The 19,940-nt window shown below is 69.4% G+C and carries 23 protein-coding genes; 13 read left to right on the top strand and 10 right to left on the bottom strand.

Annotated features, from left to right (window positions below):
* Positions 1 to 8 precede the first annotated feature (8 nt).
* Positions 9 to 320 carry an ASCH domain-containing protein gene (locus MUG96_RS18200; RefSeq protein WP_246985090.1) on the bottom strand — a complete coding sequence of 104 codons (312 nt, stop codon included), beginning with the start codon at positions 318 to 320 and terminating at the stop codon, positions 9 to 11.
* 52 nt (positions 321 to 372) lie between these two features.
* Here MUG96_RS18200 and MUG96_RS18195 point away from each other — a divergent pair, with 52 nt between their 5' ends.
* Entirely contained in the window at positions 373 to 678 is a 306-nt protein-coding gene (locus tag MUG96_RS18195) for a hypothetical protein (protein ID WP_246985088.1), read from the top strand.
* A 38-nt stretch (positions 679 to 716) separates the two neighbouring features.
* Here MUG96_RS18195 and MUG96_RS18190 read toward each other — a convergent pair whose 3' ends face one another.
* A complete protein-coding gene (locus tag MUG96_RS18190) occupies positions 717 to 869 on the bottom strand; it encodes a DUF7837 family putative zinc-binding protein (RefSeq protein ID WP_246985086.1) in 153 nt (50 codons plus the stop codon).
* A gap of 206 nt (positions 870 to 1,075) precedes the next feature.
* Here MUG96_RS18190 and MUG96_RS18185 point away from each other — a divergent pair, with 206 nt between their 5' ends.
* Both MUG96_RS18185 and leuS read left to right on the top strand, forming a co-directional pair.
* A complete protein-coding gene (locus MUG96_RS18185) occupies positions 1,076 to 1,825 on the top strand; it encodes an SDR family NAD(P)-dependent oxidoreductase (RefSeq protein ID WP_246985084.1) in 750 nt (249 codons plus the stop codon).
* 57 nt (positions 1,826 to 1,882) lie between these two features.
* On the top strand, positions 1,883 to 4,549 hold the full coding sequence (leuS, locus tag MUG96_RS18180; protein WP_246985082.1) for a leucine--tRNA ligase: 2,667 nt from the start codon (positions 1,883 to 1,885) through the stop codon (positions 4,547 to 4,549).
* Between the two features lie 2 nt (positions 4,550 to 4,551).
* On the opposite strand, the gene MUG96_RS18175 is transcribed toward leuS, so the two are convergent.
* The 3 genes from MUG96_RS18175 to MUG96_RS18165 form a co-directional block, all read right to left on the bottom strand.
* Entirely contained in the window at positions 4,552 to 4,836 is a 285-nt protein-coding gene (locus tag MUG96_RS18175; RefSeq protein ID WP_246985081.1) for a DUF7521 family protein, read from the bottom strand.
* Positions 4,836 to 5,216, bottom strand: a complete 381-nt coding sequence (locus MUG96_RS18170; RefSeq protein WP_246985079.1) for an ArsR/SmtB family transcription factor — start codon at positions 5,214 to 5,216, stop codon at positions 4,836 to 4,838. The genes MUG96_RS18175 and MUG96_RS18170 overlap by 1 nt, the downstream gene beginning before the upstream one ends.
* Positions 5,217 to 5,405: 189 nt before the next feature.
* Positions 5,406 to 6,425, bottom strand: a complete 1,020-nt coding sequence (locus tag MUG96_RS18165) for a halocyanin domain-containing protein (RefSeq protein ID WP_246985077.1) — start codon at positions 6,423 to 6,425, stop codon at positions 5,406 to 5,408.
* A gap of 203 nt (positions 6,426 to 6,628) precedes the next feature.
* On the opposite strand from MUG96_RS18165, the gene MUG96_RS18160 reads away from it, so the two are divergent.
* The 6 genes from MUG96_RS18160 (at position 6,629) to MUG96_RS18135 (ending at position 12,933) form a co-directional block, all read left to right on the top strand.
* Positions 6,629 to 7,345: a hypothetical protein gene (locus MUG96_RS18160; protein ID WP_373222122.1), complete on the top strand. Its 717-nt coding sequence runs from the start codon at positions 6,629 to 6,631 to the stop codon at positions 7,343 to 7,345.
* Positions 7,346 to 7,380: 35 nt separating this feature from the next.
* Positions 7,381 to 9,864, top strand: a complete 2,484-nt coding sequence (locus MUG96_RS18155; protein WP_246985073.1) for a penicillin acylase family protein — start codon at positions 7,381 to 7,383, stop codon at positions 9,862 to 9,864.
* Positions 9,861 to 10,208, top strand: coding sequence for a hypothetical protein (locus tag MUG96_RS18150; protein ID WP_246985072.1), 348 nt, complete (start codon positions 9,861 to 9,863; stop codon positions 10,206 to 10,208). Before MUG96_RS18155 ends, MUG96_RS18150 begins: the two co-directional genes overlap by 4 nt.
* A 111-nt stretch (positions 10,209 to 10,319) precedes the next feature.
* Positions 10,320 to 10,646: a hypothetical protein gene (locus tag MUG96_RS18145; protein ID WP_246985070.1), complete on the top strand. Its 327-nt coding sequence runs from the start codon at positions 10,320 to 10,322 to the stop codon at positions 10,644 to 10,646.
* Positions 10,647 to 10,791: 145 nt separating this feature from the next.
* Positions 10,792 to 11,403, top strand: a complete 612-nt coding sequence (locus tag MUG96_RS18140; RefSeq protein ID WP_246985068.1) for a GNAT family N-acetyltransferase — start codon at positions 10,792 to 10,794, stop codon at positions 11,401 to 11,403.
* 93 nt (positions 11,404 to 11,496) lie between these two features.
* Entirely contained in the window at positions 11,497 to 12,933 is a 1,437-nt protein-coding gene (locus tag MUG96_RS18135; protein ID WP_246985066.1) for a carotenoid oxygenase family protein, read from the top strand.
* 51 nt (positions 12,934 to 12,984) lie between these two features.
* Here the strand turns inward: MUG96_RS18135 and MUG96_RS18130 are convergent, their stop codons facing one another.
* Complete coding sequence (locus MUG96_RS18130) at positions 12,985 to 13,740, bottom strand: ribonuclease H-like domain-containing protein (protein ID WP_246985064.1); 756 nt, start codon at positions 13,738 to 13,740, stop codon at positions 12,985 to 12,987.
* Positions 13,741 to 13,871: 131 nt separating this feature from the next.
* On the opposite strand from MUG96_RS18130, the gene MUG96_RS18125 reads away from it, so the two are divergent.
* The 3 genes from MUG96_RS18125 (at position 13,872) to MUG96_RS18115 (ending at position 16,177) form a co-directional block, all read left to right on the top strand.
* Positions 13,872 to 14,243, top strand: coding sequence for a universal stress protein (locus tag MUG96_RS18125; protein ID WP_246985062.1), 372 nt, complete (start codon positions 13,872 to 13,874; stop codon positions 14,241 to 14,243).
* Between the two features lie 80 nt (positions 14,244 to 14,323).
* Positions 14,324 to 15,841, top strand: coding sequence for a glutamate-cysteine ligase family protein (locus tag MUG96_RS18120; protein WP_246985060.1), 1,518 nt, complete (start codon positions 14,324 to 14,326; stop codon positions 15,839 to 15,841).
* Between the two features lie 96 nt (positions 15,842 to 15,937).
* Positions 15,938 to 16,177 carry a hypothetical protein gene (locus MUG96_RS18115; protein ID WP_246985058.1) on the top strand — a complete coding sequence of 80 codons (240 nt, stop codon included), beginning with the start codon at positions 15,938 to 15,940 and terminating at the stop codon, positions 16,175 to 16,177.
* Positions 16,178 to 16,200: 23 nt separating this feature from the next.
* On the opposite strand, the gene MUG96_RS18110 is transcribed toward MUG96_RS18115, so the two are convergent.
* On the bottom strand, positions 16,201 to 16,641 hold the full coding sequence (locus MUG96_RS18110) for a TIGR00725 family protein (protein WP_246985056.1): 441 nt from the start codon (positions 16,639 to 16,641) through the stop codon (positions 16,201 to 16,203).
* 70 nt (positions 16,642 to 16,711) lie between these two features.
* Between MUG96_RS18110 and MUG96_RS18105 the strand changes: the two genes are divergently transcribed.
* Positions 16,712 to 16,993 (top strand): hypothetical protein, encoded by a 282-nt coding sequence (locus MUG96_RS18105; RefSeq protein ID WP_246985054.1) that lies wholly within the window; start codon positions 16,712 to 16,714, stop codon positions 16,991 to 16,993.
* A 30-nt stretch (positions 16,994 to 17,023) separates the two neighbouring features.
* Here MUG96_RS18105 and MUG96_RS18100 read toward each other — a convergent pair whose 3' ends face one another.
* The 3 genes from MUG96_RS18100 to MUG96_RS18090 all read right to left on the bottom strand — a co-directional run bounded on the left by MUG96_RS18100 (position 17,024) and on the right by MUG96_RS18090 (position 19,918).
* Positions 17,024 to 17,764, bottom strand: a complete 741-nt coding sequence (locus MUG96_RS18100; RefSeq protein WP_246985052.1) for a beta-ketoacyl-ACP reductase — start codon at positions 17,762 to 17,764, stop codon at positions 17,024 to 17,026.
* Positions 17,765 to 17,972: 208 nt separating this feature from the next.
* A complete protein-coding gene (gene phaC, locus MUG96_RS18095; RefSeq protein ID WP_246985050.1) occupies positions 17,973 to 19,382 on the bottom strand; it encodes a class III poly(R)-hydroxyalkanoic acid synthase subunit PhaC in 1,410 nt (469 codons plus the stop codon).
* Positions 19,379 to 19,918, bottom strand: a complete 540-nt coding sequence (locus MUG96_RS18090) for a poly(R)-hydroxyalkanoic acid synthase subunit PhaE (RefSeq protein ID WP_246985049.1) — start codon at positions 19,916 to 19,918, stop codon at positions 19,379 to 19,381. Before MUG96_RS18090 ends, phaC begins: the two co-directional genes overlap by 4 nt.
* Between the last annotated feature and the right edge of the window lie 22 nt (positions 19,919 to 19,940).

Raw genomic sequence — 19,940 nt, 5'->3', positions numbered from 1 at the left:
CTCGTCGGTCACTCCTTCTCGAATCTGTGGAGCACGATCTCGGAGTCGTCGTCCCACTCGAAGTTATCGTGGGCTCGGTCGAGGATCTGCTTGTAGTGGTCGAGGTCACGCGCCCCCTCGGCGCGGGCGTCCTCGTCGGTCAGGTCTCCGAGGGTCGTGTCCGCGACGGTCACGACCTCGAAGGTCGTGCCGTCGACCTCGAAGGTGTCACCCTCGTCGGCGTACTGCTGGCCGCGGTGAATCTGTGTCACCTCGCCGTCGAGGGCCTGCTGGCGCATCCGATCGCTGGGCAGGAGCGTGTCGGGGTCGAGTTCTGCCATGTGCGAGGGGTAGGCCCGCGAACCCAAGTATCCGGCGTCCGTACGTCGGGTGATGCCGACGACGTGTGCGCTCTGTCGCCGCGTGGTTCCGGGCGAGCGCATCGACGACCCGCAGGCGATCCAGGACCACCACCTGCGGCCCGAGCGCCGCGCCGAGAGCCCCACGGTCACGCTGTGTCGCCCCTGCCACGACCAGATCCACGCCGTGTTCTCGAACGCGGAGCTACGCGAGGAGTACGACACCATCGACGCCCTGCAGGAGGCCGACCGACTGGCCGACTACCTCGACTGGATACGCGGAACGGACAAACTCGATATTCAGGTCGAGACGAGCGGTCGCCTGCGCGACGGCCGCTGACGAGGGGTGCTGTCGGCGCGTCCCGACGTGGCGCCCCCTCAGGCCGGGTGGACCGGCTCGCCACAGTCCGGGCACTCGGCGTAGACCGCGTGACCGTCGGTCCGCTCGTAGCGGATGAGCAGGTTCCCCGCGGGAATCGGCGCACGACACCGCGGACAGTCGCCGAGCAAGTCGCTGGTTGGTGATTGCATGGAAAGTGAAAGGGGAGCGTGTGACACTGGAGGGCGTCTCGCCCTCTACCTGCTGTTTGTGCGTCGAGGGGCATATACGCCAGCCATGCGGAGTGAAAGTGAAACTGCCGGACTGCGGCCGCACGCGCCGCGCTTGTTGGCGGATTGGAACGAGTGGTTTGCCGCAGGGTGGCCCCTTACGAGTGGGCCGTCCCTATCGGTGAGTCATGAGTCAGACACTCGACGGCGACGTGGCACTGGTGACGGGCGCGTCCTCCGGAATCGGTCGAGCGACGGCGAAAGCCCTCGCCGACGAGGGCGCGGCGGTCGCGATCAGCGCCCGGCGGACCGACCGACTCGACGAACTGGCCGACGACATCGAGAGCGAGGGCGGCACGGCCCTGCCGGTCACGGCCGACGTGACCGAGATCGAGGAGGTCCGGGCGATGATCGAGACCACGCGCGAGGAACTGGGGAGTCCGGACGTCCTCGTCAACAACGCGGGCGTGATGCTGCTCGCGCCGGTGATTCGGGCGGACGTCGAGGACCTCCAGCAGATGCTCGACGTGAACCTGATGGGGCTGATGGCCGCGACCAGAGAGGTCCTGCCGGGGATGCTCGAACGGGACGACGGCCACATCGTCAACATCTCCTCGGTCGCGGGCCGGCGGGCGAACGAGGCCTCGGGGGGCTACTCGGCGACGAAGTTCGGCGTCAACGCCTTCTCGGAGTCGCTCCGGAAGGAGACGAGCGAGAGCGGCGTCCGCGTGACGGTGATCGAACCCGGCGCGGTGGACACGGAACTCGGGATGCACATCCCCGACGAGCAGGTCCGCGAACGCATGGCCGAGATGGCCGAGGACCTGACTTTCCTCCAGCCCGGGGACATTGCCGACGCCATCCGCTACGCCGTCACCCGGCCCGACCGAGTGGCGATCAACGAGATGCTGGTGCGCCCCACCGATCAGGAGTCCTGAGGCGTCGGATCGGCAGAAACGTCATAGTGCTGGCCGTTCCAGAGCCACCAACGGCCGATGTCGCACTACAATCCCGCCGAGGTCCAGGAGTACTGGCAACAGGTGTGGGCGGCGGAGGGGGTCTACGAGTGCCCGGACGACGCCGACGACCCGACGTACGTCCTCGGGATGTTCCCCTATACCTCCGGCTCGCTCCACATGGGACACGTCCGCAACTACGCCATCACGGACGCCTACGCCCGCTACCGCCGGATGTCCGGCGACGACGTGCTCCACCCGATGGGGTGGGACGCCTTCGGACTCCCCGCGGAGAACGCCGCTTACGACCGCGACACCGACCCCGAGTCCTGGACCCGGACCTGCATCGACCGGATGAAAGACGAACTCCGGACGATGGGCTTTGGCTACGACTGGTCCCGGGAGATCACCACCTGCGACCCCGACTACTACCGCTGGAACCAGTGGCTGTTCGCCCGCCTCTACGAGGAAGGCCTCGTCGAGAAGGCCGGCGCGACCGTCAACTGGTGTCCCGACTGCGAGACGGTGCTCGCGGACGCGCAGGTCAGCGAGGTCGAGGCGGACCAGGCGGACGACCACGACCACGGCACCACGGAGGTCTGCTGGCGCTGTGAGACGCCGGTCGAGCGGCGCGAACTCGACCAGTGGTTCTTCACCATCACCGATTACGCCGAGGAACTGTACCAGGGCCTGGACGACCTGGGGGGGTGGCCCGACAGCGTCCGCGACATCCAGCGCAACTGGATCGGCCGGCGGGAGGGCGCCGAGATCACCTTCGCGGTCGACGGCGGCGGCGTCGCGGACCGCGCCGTCGAGACCTTTACGACGCGACTGGACACCGTCTACGGCGCGACCTTCCTCGCGGTCTCGCCGGGCCACGACCTCGCGGCGGAACTGGCCGACGGGGACGAGGCGGTCGCCGCGTACGTCGACGAGATGCGCGGGACCGACCCCGAAGACGCGGACGCCTCCGGCGTCGAGACGGCGGCGACGGCGACCCATCCCCTGACCGGCGAGGAACTGCCGGTGTACGTCGCGGCCTACGTCCTCGACGACGTGGGGACGGGCGCCGTGATGGGTGTCCCGGCCCACAACGAACGCGACCACGCCTTCGCGGTCGAGCACGACCTGCCGGTCGAGGCGGTCGTCGAACCGCTGGGCGACGACGAATCACCCCTGCCGGACGCACCGTTCACCGGCGACGGCATGCTGACGAACAGCGGGGAGTACGACGGCCTCGCCAGCGAGGCGGCCCGCGAACGCCTCCGCGACCACGACGCGGTCACCGAATCCGTGACCTACCGCCTCCGGGACTGGCTCATCTCCCGCCAGCGCTACTGGGGGACGCCCATCCCCGTCGTCGACTGCCCGGACTGCGGCCACGTGCTCGTCCCCGACGAGGACCTGCCCGTGGAACTCCCGGAGTACGTCCAGACGACGGGGAACCCCCTCGCCGCGAACGAGGACTTCGTCGAGACCACGTGCCCCGACTGTGGCGGTCCCGCCGAGCGCGAGACGGACACGATGGACACCTTCGTCGACTCCTCGTGGTACTTCCTGCGCTATCTCTCGCCGGACCTCGATTCGGCGCCGTTCGACTCCGAGACGGCCGACGAGTGGCTCCCCGTGGACGTGTACGTCGGCGGCGAGGAACACGCCGTCCTCCACCTGCTGTACATCCGCTTTTTCACCCGCGCGCTGGCCGACATCGGCCTGCTCGACCGCCGGGAGCCCGTCGAGCGACTCATCAATCAGGGGACGGTCCTGCACAGCGGCCAGAAGATGTCCAAATCGAAGGGCAACGCCATCGCGCCCCACGAGTACGGCGCGGAGACGACCCGGCTGTTCGTCCTCGCGGCCGCCCACCCCCGCCAGGACTTCGAGTGGACCGTCAAGGACGTGAGCAACGTCTACGACTTCCAGCAGACCTGTTACGGGATGGTCCAGGACTTCCGCTCCCGGGAGTCGGTCCGCACCGAGAGCACCGACCACGACGCCTACCTCGAACGCGAGATCGACCGGACCATCGCCGCCGTCACCGACGAGTACGAGCGGTTCCGGTTCCATCGTGTCATCACCGAACTCCAGACGTTCGCCCGCCTCCTCCGGCGGTACCGCGGCTACGAGGCGCCGTACAAGTACGCCTACGCCCGCGGGTTGCGGACGTTGGCGACACTGCTCGCACCCATCGCCCCCTACCTCGCCGAGGAGATGTGGCACGGCCTCGAAGAGGAGGCGCCCGTCGCGGGTGCCGACTGGCCGACGCCGCTCCAGGACGTGCCCGACTACCGGATCGAACGGGAACTCATCCGCACGACGCTGGCGGACGTGCGCGACATCACCGACGTGGTGGACATCGACGACCCCGACGCCATCGAGATCGTCGTCGCTCAGGACTGGAAACACCGCGCCTACGGGATCGCCCGCGACGCCAACCCGGACGATGCCGTCGTGGGACAGATACTGGACGACGACCGCGTGGGCGACCGCCGCGACGCCGCCGGCGAGTACGCCGCCGACCTCGCCGAGCGGGTGGCGGAACTGGAGCCCATCGTCGCCGCCGACCGGGAACTGGAGACGCTCGAACAGGCGGCGTGGCTCTTCGAGGACGAGTTCGGGGCCGACGTGACCGTCAGGCAGGCGGGCGACGGCGACGACCTCGCGGCCAAGGCCCGGCCGAACAAGCCGGCGATCCACATCGAGTAAGTTCAGGCACTCGCTCGCCGAGTCGCGTACAGCGAGTAGGTGATGACGAGGAAGCCGAGGGTCGTGAGGCCGCTCTCGACGACGATGGCGTCGTGGGCGGACACGTCGAGCAACTGGTCGGCGACGCCGGCCAGCAGGGAGCCGAGCGTGACGACCCCGAACCCGACCGCGAGCCACTGGAGGCCGTCGGTCCCGAGCCGGCGGTACGCCCGGAACGCCAGGAGGGCGACGACGACGCCGAGCACGAGCGTCACGGTCTTGAACGCGACGGCGACGGGCGGGACCATCACAGCTGCTCACCCACCTGTGACCAGAGCCGCGCGAGGGTCTCGTCGGGCGATTCCTCGTCCTCCACGAGCGTGATGTCGTCGGCTTCGTCCGGCGCGGTGCCGGCGAGGTCGACGAACACGCCTTCGACGGCGCGCTCGTAGCGGGTCGTGTGGTGGCCGTCCTCGCGGAGTTCGGTGTCGGCGGCGACGAGGGCGGTCTCGCTCAGGCGGTCGAGTTTCCGGTACGTCGTGGTCTGGGAGAGGTCGCAGGCGTCCATGAGTTCCTTGGCGGTCATCGGGTCGTCGAGTTCCCGGACGATCCGCCGGCAGTCCGGGTCCCCGAGCGCGTCGAGCAGTCGCTGGAGGTCGTCCTCGTCACGCTCGGCTGGCGGTCCCATGTGTCCTCCTGGGGGGCGAGTGGGGGGCCGTCATCGTCCTGGGCGGTCGGGGCGACACCGCTCGCGGACAGGGCCGTCCGCGTGTCGTTCCCACACGGCGTTGTCACCCCTGGCACAAATACCGGGCGGATCGTTTCCGGGGTCCGAAAACCGACGGCGGGACCCCGCTCGGAGCCACGGACCGGTCGTTCAGTCCTCGACGACGTCCACGACGCCTTTCATTCCCAGCGCCTTGTGTGGCGCACAGTAGTACCGGTGGACGCCGGTCTCCTCGACGGTGTACTCGAAGTGGTCGCCGGGTTCGGCCACGACGTCGCCGGAGTCGAAGGCGCCGTCCTCGGCGACGATGTTGTGGGCGCCGCCGTTCCCGGTCCAGCGCCAGCGGACGGTCGTCCCCGGCGTCACCTCGACCGCGGCCGGCGTGAAGCCGAACCCGCCGCCGTTTGCCTGCGACCCCACCGTCACGACGACCTCGTCGGCGTCGGTCCGGTCGGCGGTCGTCCCGTCGAAGTTCGAGGTGCCGGCGAGGTAGCCGCCGTACGGCCCGTCGGTCGGGGTCGGCGTCTCGTCGTCGTGGTCGTGCCCCACGTGGGCCGGCGTCCCCTCGTCCGGTTCGGTTCGGTCGACCTCGCTCGCGGGCCTGGTCGGGTAGTCGTCGCCGACGACGACGACGCCTTTCATGCCGAGGCCGCGGTGTGGCGCGCAGTGATACCGGTAGACGCCGGTCTCCTCGACGGTGTGTTCGAACTGTTGGCTGGATTCGACCACTGGGTCACCGGAGTCGAAGCTGTCGTCCTCGGCGACGACGTTGTGGGCGCCGCCCTCGCCGGTCCACTCCCAGCGGACGGTCGTGCCGGGGTCGACCTGGACGACCGGCGGGGCGAACGCGAAGTGCCCGTCGTCGTGGGGGGCGCCGACGGCGACCGTCACCTCGCTCTCGCCGCGGTAGTCGGCGACCGCGTAGTCGTAGCCGCGGGCGTCCGCCATCCAGCCGTCGAAGTACGGGACCGTCTCCGCCGCGGTGGTGGTGGTCGCGGGTTTCCCCGACTCCGGCGATTCCGTCGGCGATTCCGTCGGCGGTTCGGTCGTCGAATCCGCCGGCGCGCCCTCGTCCGCGCTCGACTGTGCCTCTGTACAGCCGGCGACCGTGCCGGCAATCGTCAGCGCCGCCGTCGCCAGCAGGCGCCGTCTGTTCGGTTGGGGGACCATTCCGTTCGAAGAAATCAGACGGACGGGCAAAAACGCCCGGCTCGATTTTCGGACTCCGGAAACCGCCGTCCGTGCCGCTCCGTGGCCCTGTGGTGCCACGCCATCACCGCAGTCCTCGGCACCGCGAAGTCGCCGCTGCCTATTTTACTCGCCCGGTCGCGCCGGGAGGTATGACGGCGACGATACGGGGCACGATCAGGGGCATGGCTCGACGGGCGAACCCGGCCTTCGCGACGGGTGCGGTCGCGATTCCGCTGGCGGCGCTTCTCTACGCCGTGACGGTCGCGTCGGTGGGCCGGCACATCTACGTCCACGTCATGGCGGGCGTCCTCTGGACCGGCATCGACCTGTTCATGGCGCTGGTCCTGGGGCCGGTCATCGGCGGGTTGGCGGTGGAGACGCGCGCGTCCGTCTTCCAGCGGTTCACGCCGAAGATGACCTTCCTGATGCCGTCGCTGGCGACGGTCACCATCGCCGGCGGCATCACGCTCGCGCTCCGCCTCGGGGTCTTTCCGAACGCCGACCCGTGGCTGGCGCTTTTGACGGCCGCGACGCTGGTGCCGGTCGTCCTGCTCATCGGCTGGCAGTTCGACGCCTTCCGCGACCCGCGCTGGCTCGCCGCTTTCGGGATCGTCGCGGTCGGCAGCGGGGCCGGCCTCGCGCTGACGCTCCCGTCGTTCGCCATGACCAGCACGCCCATCCTCGCGACGCTCGCGATCATCACCGTCCTGAGCGTCCTCGGGTTCGGCGTGTTGCTGCCCGGCGAGGTCAGGATGTACCGCGAGATGACTTCCGAGAATCCGGATTCGGACGTGATCAGCCGGATCGGGATGCGCAACGCGAAGCTCTCGGGCGTGCAGGGGGTCTTCCAGCTCGCCATCATCGCCGTGATGGTCTATCTGCGGTGGGGCTCGCTGTAGGGAAGCTTTTTGACCGCGGCGCCCGCCCCCCGGACATGGACCGCGAGCGGACGCGTCGGGGGGTGCTGGGGGCGCTGCTGGCCGGCGGCGTCGCGGGCGGGTTCGCCCCGCCCGTGCGGACGTACCTCGAACGGTTCGCGCCGTTCAGCGGCGCGGTCTGGGACACCGTCCGTGATAGCCTGCCGGAAACCGTCGAATCACCGTACGGCCCGGCACGGCTCCGGTACGACGACGCGGGCGTCCCCCACGTCTCGGCCGACGACGAGCGCGCCCTCTACTTCGCCGCCGGGTTCGCACAGGGCGCTGACCGCCTGTTCCAGATGGACCTCCAGCGCCGGCAGATGCGCGGCCAGCTCTCGGCGGTCGTCGGCGAAATCGCGCTCCCCTCCGACCGGTTCCGGGTCGCGATGGACTTCGCGGGGGCCGCCGAGGCGACCTGGAACCGCCTGGAGGGGTCGACGGTCGGCGACTACGTCGAAGCGTTCACCGAGGGCGTGAACCGCCACCTCCCGGAGACGCCGGGGCCCGCCCGACTCCCCATGGAGTTCGACCTGCTGGACTTCGAGCCGGCGCCGTGGACCCCCGCCGACGCCATGCTCGCGGAGAAACAGATCGGCTGGCAGCTGAACGGCAGTTTCCGGACCCTCCGCGAGGAGACGGTCGCGGCCGAACTCGGCCCCGCGGTCGCCGCGGAGCTGTACCCGAACACCCTCGACGGGGACTCGCGAATCCTCGGCCACGACTACCCGCCGGGCGTCCGCGGCCCCGAGAGCGGGACGACCGTCACGTACGGGAGCGAGGGCGGCGACGGGACCGGTGGTCCCCGCGCCGCGACCGACCGGCGACCGACTCACCCCGACCTCGACGCCTGGCTGTCGGCCAACGAGCCGCCGGGATGGGTCGGCTCGAACTCCTGGGTCGTCTCCGGCGACTACACGGCCTCGGGTGCGCCCATCGTCGCCAACGACCCGCATCTCTCCCTGATGGCGCCCCCGGTGTGGTACGAGATGCACCTCGACGGCCCCGCGACCCACGCCCGCGGCGTGACGTTCCCGGGCGTCCCCTTCGTCGTCATCGGCGAGAACGAGGCCGGCGCGTGGGGCTTCACCAACACCGGCGCGGACGTCATCGACTTCTACGAGTACGAGACGCGGGCCGAGGGAGCCGAGTACCGCTACGGCGACGAGTGGCGCTCCTTCGACCGCGAGGAGCGGACCATCGCGGTCTCGGACGGTCCGGACCGCACGGTCGAGGTCCGAAAGACCGTCCACGGCCCAGTACTGGGCGCCGAGGGCGACGGCGACGCGTTCCGCACCGCGGTCGGCGTCGCCTGGACCGGGCTGGCGGCCACGCGGACGACGGAGGCGGTGTACGGGCTCAACACGAGCGCGGGACTCGGGGACGTACAGGACGCCCTGGAGACCTTCGACCTCCCCGCACAGAACTGTGTCTACGCCTCCCGCGACGGGGATACCCTCTACCGGGTCACGGGAAAGATCCCGCTTCGCCGGACTGACGGCGAACCGGTCCGGGGCGACCGGGTGTTCGACGGCTCCGCCCGCGAGGGCGAGTGGGCCGGCTACACCCCCTACGGCGAGACCGACTGGGAGGGGCGCGGGTTCGTCGCCTTCGAGGATATGCCACACGCCGTGAACCCGCCGTACATCGGGACGGCGAACCAGCGCGTGGTCGACGCCGCGGCCATCCCCTACTACTTCGGGAAACCCTACTCCTCGCCGTTCCGGGGCCAGCGACTCTGGGAGCGACTCGATGACCGCGTCGCCGGTGACCGGTCGGTCGACCCCGCGTTCATGCAGTCCGTCCAGCTGGACGCCTACGACAAGCGGGCTGAACTGTTCGTCCCGGCGATGCTCGACGCCCGCGAGGCGACGAGCGAGGCGGCCGCCGCCCTCCTCGACGACCTGGAGGGCTGGGACTACCGGATGACCCGCGACTCGCGGGCGGCGCTGGTCTTCGCCCGCTTTCTCGACCACTACGCGGAATCGATCTTCCGCCCGCGGCTGGAATCGGCACTCGGCGGCCGCCGCGACCCCGAGGAGTACTACGGCATCGACTGGGTGTTGCTGACGCTCCCGCCGGAGTCCGACTGGTTCCCCGACGGGCGGGACGCGGCCATCGCCGAGGCCCTGGACCGGACGGCCGCCGAACTCGACGACGAGGACTGGGCGGTCTTCGGCGACTACAACCGAACGGCCATCGATCACCCCTTCGACCGCTCGTGGCTCAACTACCCACGGTACCCGACCGACGGCGCCGAGGGGACGCTGAACAACTTCCGGAAGGAAGACCAGGCGGGCAGTAGCTGGCGGATGGTCTGTCCGATGGCCGGGGACACCTCGACGGCCGCCTTCCCGGGCGGCAACGACGGCTCGCCGTTCTCCGACCACTACAGCGACCAGCTCCGGGCCTGGGCCGACGGGGAGTACAAGGAGATGCCCCTCGACGCGCCCGACGGCGGCCCCGCGGTTCGCTTCGAGGACGGGGAGGGGGACGGATGAGCGCCGCCGACCTCGGGGCGCGTCTCGACGCGCTCAGGGCGGCGCCGCGGCGCAGGCGCCTGGCGACGCTCGCGGCCGGCGTCCTCTCACTCGCCGTCGTCTGGCTCCACTGGCTCGGGTTCGTCCTCGGCGGGGCGCTGGTCGCGCTCGTCCAGCCCTCGCTCCGGCGCGGCCTGCTCGCCGGCCTCGGATTCGGCGTCCTCGCGTGGCTCGCGTTCGCCGGCTGGCTGGCTGTCACCGGCGACCTCTCGCGGTATCTCGGGATGGGGCAGGTGCTGGCCGTCAGCACTGCTCTCCCGCTGGTCGGTGCCCTGCTCGGCTCGCTCGCCCGCGGCGTGCGCTGATCGGGTCCGCCGGCCGCTCTCGCAGTTCCCCGCTGACCGCCGACCCGCGGGGCTGCCGTCTGCCACCTCGTATCACTACGTCTATAAGTACACGACCGGCGTACGATGTGTATGGCATTCGATACCGTCACACTGTTCGAAGTACACCTCGACGACGCCACGTTCGCCCCGTCGCCCCGGACGGGCGACGACGCGGACCACGAAGCGGTGACCGAGGGACCGGCCGACGCGTCGGGCGGGGCACCCGACGAGGGTTCGCGTGAGGCAGGCGGTCGCGTCGGTGCGGTCGTCGGACTGGTCGTTCTGGCGGGCGTCGCGGCAGCCGTGGTCCGGCGCCGTCGAGCCCCGTCGGACGACGTGGGCGCGGACGGGGATGCGGACATCGCGGTCGAGGACGTTTCGGCCGCGGAAGCCGCGGCGGACCCGGCCGCACAGTAGTCACCAGCAGGGGTGGCCGGGCCAGTACTCCCCCTTTCTTTTCGACGCGCTGACTGGTGGTTTCGAGGGCGGTTACCGGGGGACGATTTTTATCAGTGAGTGCCGTACGTGGGGTGGGCCCAGCGGGCTCGGGACACGCCAAGAGATGTCGGACGTGAGCTTTCGTCGGGCGTCGCCCGCCGACGCGGAGGAGATCCTCGACATCAAGCGGGAGGCCATCGAGGACCTCGAACACTGGCAGTACTCTCCCGAACAGGTCGAGGTGTGGAAGCCGAAAGACGACTACGTGGGCACCTTCGAGCAGGCCATCGACGACGACCAGTTCGTCGTCCACGTGGCCGAGGTCGCCGGCGAGATCGTCGGCTACGGCGCCCTGAACGTCCCCGACGAGCGTATCGACGCCGTCTACGTCCGCCCGAACTACCACGGCGAGGGGATCGCGACCGCGCTGGTCAAACACCTCGAACTCAGCGCGGAGTTCCAGGGCATCGTCGAACTGGACATCATCGCCGCGCAGAACGCCGTCACCTTCTACCAGTCGGTCGGCTACTGGCAACTCGAAGACGAGGTCGCGACCATCGAGGACGTCGACCTCGATTTCGTCCGGATGCGTCGCCGGCTGGAGCCGTCCGACCCCGACGAGTGGTTCGAGACCGAGGACGTCGACGACGAGTACGACGAGGGGGCGTGGGCCGACCACCCCACCAGCCCCGGCGAGTGGTTCGACACCGGGGAAGTCGACGTGGAACACGACTGACGGCTCCATCGCCCTCGTCGCGTCCGTCCCGAGTCCCGTCGCGAACCGCCTGCCGTCGGCACCTTCTTTTCCCGTCCACCCCTGTCGGCTCGCATGGGTGACCACCGGGTGGGACTGGCCCCCTTCGAGGGCCGCGTCGACGACCGCGAACTGCCGGTCGAGGGGACGGTGCCGCCGTGGCTCGACGGGCGACTCCTCCGGAACGGCCCCGGGCGCTTCCACGCCGGCGACCGCGAGGTGAACCACTGGTTCGACGGGTTCGCGCTCCTGCGGGCCTTCGACATCGACGACGGCGCGGTCCGCTACAGCGCCCGCTTTCTGGGGAGCGAAGCCTTCGAGCACGCCAGCCGCGAGGGCGACCTCGCGTTCATGGAGTTCGGGACCAACCCGGACCACGGCCTGCTCCGGCGGCTCTACCAGGTCGCTCGCGGCCGCTTCACCGACAACGCCTCGGTGACGATCACCCGGATCGGCGGCGAGTTCGCGGCCGTCACCGAGACGCCGCGCTCGGTCGTCTTCGACCCGGAGACGCTCGCGGCCCGGCGGACGCACACCTTCGCCGACGACCTCGCCGTGACGTGGTCGCTCGCCCACACCCACTACGATTTCGACCACGAGCAGGCGGTCGGCCTCGGCGTCGACCTCGGCCGCGAGAGCCGGTACCGCGTCTATTGCCGCCCGAAGGGGGCGACCCGGCGCGCGGAGATCGGCTCGGTCGCCGTCGACCGCCCGAGCTACATGCACAGTTTCGCGCTGACGACCGACCACGTCGTCCTGACCGAGCACCCGTTCGACACCACGCCGCTCCAAATGGCCCGCGGGAAGCCGTTCGTCGAGAACTTCAGCTGGCGTCCCGCGGCCGGCACCCGCTTTCTCGTCCTCGACCGCGAGACGGGGGCGCTCGTCGCCGAGCGCCGCGTCGACCCCTTCTTCACGTTCCACCACGCCAACGCCTTCACCGACGACGGCGCGGTCGTGATCGACCTCGTGGCCTTCGACGATGCCTCCGTGGTCACGGACCTGTATCTCGACGAACTGCGCCGGCCCGATGCGCGGCCGCACGGCGGGGAACTCCGGCGATACTGTGTGCCCCTCGACGGCGGCCCCATCGAGCGCGAGCGCCTGCACGCCGGCCCCTTCGAGTTCCCGATGGTCGACTACCGGCGGCGGGCGGGTCGAAAACACCGCTACGTCTGGGGAGCCGGCAGCGAGGCCGACCGGCCGCGGGGCTTTCTCGACTGTCTCCGGAAGGTCGACACCGAACGCGGCGAGACGGCCGCGACGTGGACGGACCCGGACACCTTCCCGGGCGAACCGGTGTTCGTCGGGCGCCCGGGTCGGAACGCCGAGGACGACGGCGTCCTGTTGTCGGTGGCGCTGGACGCCGCCGCCGAGCGGTCGGTCCTGCTGGTCCTCGACGCTTCGGACCTGACCGAACGGGCGCGCGCACCGCTGCCCGAGGTGCTCCCGATGGGGTTTCACGGGCAGTTTTTCACCGGCGACGGCGTGCCGACGCCGTCGATGGCCTGAGGAGGGCGCCGAGGACGTGGACGCGACGCCGGGCGGCCGGGACGCCGCCCCTCACTCCGCTCCGTCGACGGCCGGCTCGAACACGTCGGCGTGGAGGCGGTCGGCGACGGTATCGGAGAGCGCCCGGAGGTTCACGGCGTCCTCGCGGTTGTAGGAGACGAGCGTCTCGAGGGCGTCGTCGTCGCCGCGCTCGTACTCGCGCCAGAGGCGAACGGCGTCCTCCCCGGAGATGTCCGGGCGGTCGCGGTCGACGCCGATCTCCCCCTCGATGACCTTCAGTCCGCCCGTGAGCCCCAGCTGCCGGCAGGGGTACATCAGGTCGAGGTGAGGGTAGTCGAGCGAGAGGTCGAAGGAGGTCTCGAGGAAGGGCACGTCGAAGCGTTTCCCGTTGAACGTGACGAGCAGGGAGGCGTCGCGGAAGGCGTCGCGGAGGCGGTCGGCGGAGAGGTCGCGGCCGCGGACGAAGGTCTCGGTCTCGCCGCCGCGGTGGACGGAGACGGTCGTCACGCGGTCGCGCTGCTGGTCGAGGCCGGTGGTCTCGATGTCGAAGAAACAGGCATCGTCCCGGAAGTTCTCGTAGAGCCGCCAGCGCTCGCCGGAGGGGAACTGCCGGTCGAAGTAGGTCGCGTCCCCGGCGGCCAGGCGGTCGCGGGCGGTGTCGATGAACGACTCGATGCGGTCGGCGGTGGTCGACCCGACGACGTCCCCTTCGAACTCGTCCCAGTGGGTCACGCCGGCCCGCCAGAGCTTCCGCTCCGTCCGCTCGCCGACGCCCCGGACCGGGATGAAACTGTTCTCGATGCGCACAGCGACACCTGGAGTGGCCCGTACCTAAACGTTCCGTGCCTGGCGCCGCACACGCAGTCGGGCGGACGCACTGACCAGTTCCCGACGCGTCCGGGGAAAGGGGGATGTGGCTCGCGCTCGCACGCTCACGTATGACGACGTTCCTCGTCGCGACCGCCTCGGTTCACACGACCGCCGCCGCCTGTGACTACCTCGGTGACCGCGTCACCGACGACGACACGGTGATCGTGGTGAGCGTCGCCGACGACGACACCGACGAGCGTGACGCCGGCGACGCGACGAACGTCGCCCGGACGCGCCTGGTGGAGCCGGCAGTCGAGACGCTTGTCCGCGAGGGGCGCCCGAGCGAGACCGTCCAGGCCCTCGTCGCCGAGCGAGGGATCGACGAGGTCGTGATCGGTGCCCGTCGCGGCGACCCCGAGGCGGCGCCGGGACTGGGCGGGACCGCCGCCGACCTGCTCGTGAGCCTCGACGTACCGGTCGTGGTCGTGCCGCAGTCCTGACGGCGACCGCGGCGCCCCGCCGGCCCGCCGGACGGGTCGAGAGCCCTACGCTTATCCCGTTGGGAGATTCAGGGGTGGATATGTCCGGCTCCGAACTCGCGGCACGGGTCGACGAAACCCTGCGGGTCGACCCCGACGAGTTCCAGTCGCGTGCCGACGCGGAGGCCGAAGAACTCAAAGCCGAGGTCCACGATGGCACCTTCGACAACTCACAGGCCATCGTCGGGCTGGAACAGGAACTGTACGCCGTCGATACCCGCACGGACGCGCTGGTGCGGGTCCCTCGCCACCTCCTGCGCCGGGTGGGATTCGAGAAGGAACTGGGCCTGCACAACGCCGAGATCGGGACGACGCCGGCCCCGCTGTCACTGTACGGGCTCGAAGAACAGGCCGCGGAGCTTCGGGCACACGTCGCCGCGGCACAGACCGCGCTGGAAGCCGAGGACATCCGCCTCGTCAGCGACGGTATGTGGACGGTCCCACCCAACGGCGAGACGGCCTCGGAGTACCTCTGTGACAGCGTCGAGGAGAACGGCGTTCGCATCGCGACGAACATGAGCGACGCCGTCCGCTACCACGCGATGGCGAACACCGACTACCCCTCGGGACTCACCATCGACGCGCCACACGTCCACCTCGAAGCCGACACGGTGATGCCCGAGAGCCTCATCACCTCGATTCAGCCCCACTACCAGGTCGCCCACGCGCCGGACCTGCCCGAACACTTCACCTACGCACTCCGGGTCGCCGGCCCGCTGGCTGCCCTCGGCGCGAACTCCCCGTTTTTCCCGCCGGATCTCTACGACGACGCGCCGGACGGGCAGATCGTCGCCGACGCCTGGATGGAGAACCGCATCGCCGTCTTCGAGGACGTGCTCAACCCCGTGACCGGCGACGGCGAGCCCAAGGTGTGTTTCCCGCCCGACTTCGACACCGTCGGCGAGGCCATCGACGACATCGCTGCCGACGAGACGATCATCCCCCGCGAGATCGAATCGGGTCGGCGGTTCGACGACCGCTTTCGGCACTTCCGGCACAAACACGGCAGCTACTGGCGGTGGGTGCGTCCCGTCTTCGACGGCCCGAGCCGCCAGGACGCCAACGCCCGCATCGAGTTTCGCCCCCTCTCGGCACAGCCGACGCTGTCCGATGCCGTTGCCTTCCAGGCCGTCTTCGCCGGCCTCATGGAGAGCCTCCCGCGACGGGAACATCCCGTCAAGGAACTGGACTGGCAGACCGCCAAGGCCAACTTCTACGCCGCGGTCTGTGACGGCCTCGACGCGGAGTTCACCTGGCTCACCGCCGACCATCAGGAGACCGGCGACAACGACCGTATCTACAACGAACTGTTCGAGTACGCCCGTGACGGCCTGGAACTGCGGGGGCTGACCGCAGAGGAGGCCCACCGCTACATCCGGCCGCTCCGTGAACGCGCCGACCGCGAGACCACGCCGGCCTGCTGGAAGTGGCGTCGTGTGCGCGACGCCGTCGACGCCGGCGTCCCCCTCACCGAGGCCATCTGGGAGATGCAGGCCGCCTACATCGACAGACAGGCCGACACGCTGATCGAGGGGTCGTTCGTCGACTGGCTCCAGTGACCGGTCACGCGACGGCGACCCGTCCGGCCCCGGTTCCGGGTCCGTTCCCGGCCCGGAAACCAACCGTTAAGACGCTCCTGCCGAACCGTCGTACGGATGACCCGCCTCGCGACACTCCTCAGACTGTCAGCGGTCAGTAACGTCCTCTCCGGCGTGGCACACCTCCTCGCTCCGGGTCTGATAGTCCGTGCCGCCCAGACCGGCTACGACCGTGTGCTCGCCGTCGACTTCGAACCCCGCGAGAACACCACCCGGCGGGTCCGGTTGCTCGGCGTGCTCTCCCTGCTGGCCGGGTGGCTCCTGTGGCGGGCCGCAGACGCTATCGCCGAGGACTGAGCGACGCCGATCCCTGCCGCTCGTCACACCGCCTGCTCCACGTACTCGATGGCCGCCGTCGGCGTCTCGACCGCCTCGACGCCCGCGATATCGTAGGTGTCGAGCCCCGCGACCGGGCGGCCGAAATCGAGCGCGTGCCCGATCTCCGAGAGCGTCCCCGTCCCGCCGTTGACGGCGATGGTCGCGTCGCCGTTCATGACGACGAGGGCGTTCCGGGCGTTGCCCAGCCCCGTGGCGACGGCGGTGTCGACGAACTCGTTCGCCGCCGTCCGGTCCTCGCCGGGCAGGACCCCGATGGTGTGGCCGCCGGCTTCGGTCGCCCCCTCGCAGACGGCCGCCATTACGCCGCCGAGCCCGCCACAGACGACGGCGTGGCCCCGATGGGCGAGTTCTTGGCCGACGGCGACCGCGGTGTCGTGCGTTGCCTCGTCGACCTGGCTCCCGCCGATGACGCTGACGCGCATGGAGGGTCGTGTGCGGGCGACCGGCTAAACGGCCGCGGTTATCAACAGATATTTGATAGTTCCGCTGCCAGTGCTGCGCATAGTCCCTTCCATCGGTACCGCTCTGAACGCAGCGATCTACGGCGACGCGGCGCCGACGTTCGTCGAGCCGCGCGGCCGCCGAGCCGTGACCGTCCTGGCCGCCGCCCTCGTCGGCGCGATCGTGACCCTCGTTCTCGTGACGCGACTGGGCATCGGCGAGGGCGGGACGATATTCGTGTCCTACGTCGTCATCTTCGCGCTCATGCACGCCTTCGGCTTTCTCGCCCACCCGCTGGGACTGGCGGGCGAGACGACCGACGGCGGGGGCTGACCGGCCCCACCGACGGCCCGGACGCTTTCCCTACCACTCCATGCCGCCGTTGACCCCGAGTATCTGTCCGGTCATGTAACTGGACTCCTCGCTGGCGACGAAGCGGACGATGCCGGCGATGTCGTCGACGGTGGCGAACCGGTTGAGGGGGATGCGGTCGATGATCTTCTCCTGGACGCGCTCGGGGACATCTTCCAGCATATCGGTCTCGACGAAGCCGGGGGCGACGCAGTTGGCCGTCGACCCCGTGGAGGCCAGCTCCAGCGCGAGCGTCCGGGTGAAACCGAACAGCCCCGACTTGGTAGCGGCGTAGTTGGCCTGGCCGTAGTTGCCCTGCTGGCCCACGACCGAGGAGATGTTGACCAGGCGGCCGTGGTCGGCGGCCTTCACGTCCTCGAAGAAGATCTTCGTGCAGTTGAACACGCCCCCGAGGTTCACCCGCATCACCGTCTCCCAGTCCTCCTTGGTCATGTTCTCGAACTTCTTGTCGATGGTGATGCCGGCGTTGTTCACGAGCACGTCCACGGAGCCGAAGGCGTCGTGGACTTCCTCGCGCATGGCCTGGACGGCCTCGAAATCGGACACGTCGGCCTGGGCAGCGATGGCGTCCCCGCCCGCGTCCTCGATTGCCTCGACGGCCTCTCTTGCACCCGCCTCCGAGGAACGGTAGTTGACGACGACGTTGGCCCCGTGACGGCCGAGCTCCTCGGCGATCCCGCGGCCGATACCGCGGGAGCTTCCAGTCACCACACAGGTCTGATTTTCCAGCATATACACTGATTACACCCGCCGGGGCAAAAAGGGTAGGCGGCACGCAAAAACCGTCGCGAGGTGCTTCCGTCGTGGGAAAGATCACTCCATGTGTCGTTGCTTCCCGCTCGCCCGTCAGATGGCGCTCACTCCGTTCGCGCCATCCGGCTCACGGGCCGGGGGCCCGTTCGCCAGTTCGGCGGCACTCCCTGCGGTCGTGCCGCCCGGCTCACACCTGGTCGAGCCAGTCCCCGGCGCGGGACTCGGAGACTCCTGCGGCCTCGGCGACCGTCGAGACGTCGGCGGCAGCGAGGTCGCCGGTCGTCTCGATGCCGATGTCGCGCAGGCGCTCGGCGTAAGTCGGGCCGATGCCGCTGACCGACTCGATGCCGGCCTCGACCTCGACGTCCGGTTCGGGGTCGCTCGGCGGTTCCTCGGCCTCGGGTTCCTCCGCGGCCTCGACGGCGGCGTCGGCGCTCTCGTCTTCCACGTCGTCGATCTCGATCTGGGTGGCGTCGCCCTCGTCGATGTCGGCGTAGCCGTACTCGTGGAACCAGTCACAGACCTGCGGCCAGACGTTCTCGTGGGACGACCCCGAGACCGACAGGCCGATGTGGCCGGTCGGGTACTCGATGGTCGTGACGTCCTCGGAGCCGACCACGTCGTTGAACGGCTTCTGGGCGGCAGCGGGGATGAGGTGGTCGTACTCGCCCATGAGCTGGAGCAGCGGCACGTCGATCTCGGTGATGTCGACGTGTTTGCCGTCGAGTTCCAGTTCGTTCTCGTAGAGCTTGTTGCCCTGGTAGATGTCCTCGAGGAACTGGACGTAGGCCTCGCCGGCCACGTCGATGCCCTCGTCGAGCCACCGCTCCATCCGGGCGAAGTTCTCGACGAAGTCCTCGTCCTCGATGTTGTCGTAGAGGCGGACGTACTTCGAGACGAAGTTGTCGACGGGGTCCATCAGCGCGAACCCGACGTCGAGCATCTCCGCGGGCATATTGCCCATCGTCGCACGCACGTCCTCTGGGTCGTAGTACTGGTCGTCGCCCCAGTCTTCGAGGACGCCGCCCGTGTCGTCGAAGTACAGGCCGGACGCCATCAGCGCCAGCGCGTTGACCTTCTCCTGGTGGAGCGCGGTGTACATGACGCTCATGGTCCCGCCCATACAGTATCCGAGGATGTTGATCTTCTCCAGCTCGGACCGCTCGCGGACGGCGTCGACGCAGTTGTCCATGTAGCGGTTGACGTAGTCGTCGAGCGTGAGGTGCTGGTCCATCCGCGAGGGCTCGTTCCAGTCGATCATGTACACGTCGTGGCCCGCTTCGAGCAGGCGACGCACGACCGACCGCTCCTCCTGCAGGTCGAGGATGTACGGCCGATTGATCAGCGCGTACACGATGATGATCGGAATCTCGCTGCGCTCCTCCTCGGGCACGTCGATACCGGCCTCCTCGGGCTTGTAGTGGAGGAGCTCGAGCTTGTTCTCGGTGTGGACGACCTCGCTGGGCGTCTCCCCGACCCCGATCTGGGCGAGCGGACCGGCTCGCTCCGGTGCGACCTCGGCTTTCTCGACGAGGTCGGTCATCGCTTCGTAACCCTGGCGCTGGACGTCCAACGCGGCTTGCAGTGGGTTCATCATAGCTGTTCCAGGATCTCGTCGAGTTTCTCCTCGACGCGGTGCTGGCGGCGTTCGAGTTCGACGAGCCGCTCGCCGACCTCCATCACGTCGTCACGGGTCGGCAGGCCCATCTGACTGATGGTGTCCTGCGTGACCTCGTCGGCCTCCTCCTGCATATCCATCATCGCCTCGACGAGCTGGCCGTTCGCCGACGCGAACGCCGACGTGCTCATGACCTCCTTGAACGCCTCGTTGGCGCTCTGGAGCCAGATATCGCGCATCTCCGAGGGCTCGACGTCCTCCCCCTGAGCGGCGTCGGTCGAGCGCTCGAACATCTTGCCGGCCGCGTCCATCCACACCTCGTAGGCGCGGTTGTAGCCCTCGATGCCCTCCGTCAGCTCCTCTTCCTCGGGCATCGACCCTTCGACGGCCTCGGCCCAGGACTCCATGAAGGCCGCCTGGGCCTCCATGTTCTGCTCGACCGATTCGGCGACCGCGTTGTTCATCTGCTCTACCATCTCGTTCCAGTTCTCTTGTGTCTCGTTTGCGTCACTCATGGTTGGATTCTATCGTGTACCG

Origin of the sequence: Halorientalis marina (assembly GCF_023028345.1) — an archaeon.
GTDB lineage: Archaea > Halobacteriota > Halobacteria > Halobacteriales > Haloarculaceae > Halorientalis > Halorientalis marina.
Note: the sequence above shows the minus strand (reverse complement) of the source record. Positions and strands in the feature narration are given on the sequence as shown.